Raw genomic sequence first — 477 nt, 5'->3', positions numbered from 1 at the left:
CGGAGATGACGCTGCGACGGATGTATTGCCCGAGATACTTGACGGCGTTCTCGCCGTTTCCGGCCCGGTCGACATCGGCGTTCCAGTCGGTTTTGACGAGCTTCCAGAACAGTTCGTCTCGGATCAGCCCGTGGTCCCGGGTTAGTGTCCAAAATCTTTCGCAAAAAGGTCCAAGTGCCTCAAGGCGTTGGTGATTGGTTTATGATGTTTAGTTGATGTTGATGTCAATAGCCCCCCATGGGGGGCTGGCGATTTTCAGGCGGTTTGTTGAAGTTCGATTTCCTCAAGCTTGGTCATATCCATGTATTTTCGGGTATCTGACCATGATTTTGTGGCGATGTGTCTGAGTCTGGCACAGGCGAGCATGAGAGCGCTTTTCCCGTCCGGGAAGCTTCCGACCACTCGGGTTCTGCGACGTATCTCCTTCATGATCCTTTCGAGCATATTGTTGGTGCGGATGCTGCGGTGGTGCTCTCT

Annotated in this window: 1 protein-coding gene; it reads right to left on the bottom strand. The window is 53.2% G+C overall.

Annotation, left to right across the window (positions count from 1 at the left end; genetic code table 11):
* Positions 1–255: 255 nt before the first annotated feature.
* The coding region (locus H5P30_RS11730) for a transposase (RefSeq protein WP_185693133.1) at positions 256–477 on the bottom strand (222 nt) is incomplete at its 5' end.

It is taken from the genome of Puniceicoccus vermicola (assembly GCF_014230055.1).
GTDB lineage: Bacteria > Verrucomicrobiota > Verrucomicrobiia > Opitutales > Puniceicoccaceae > Puniceicoccus > Puniceicoccus vermicola.
This window is presented reverse-complemented; position numbering and strand designations above follow the sequence as displayed.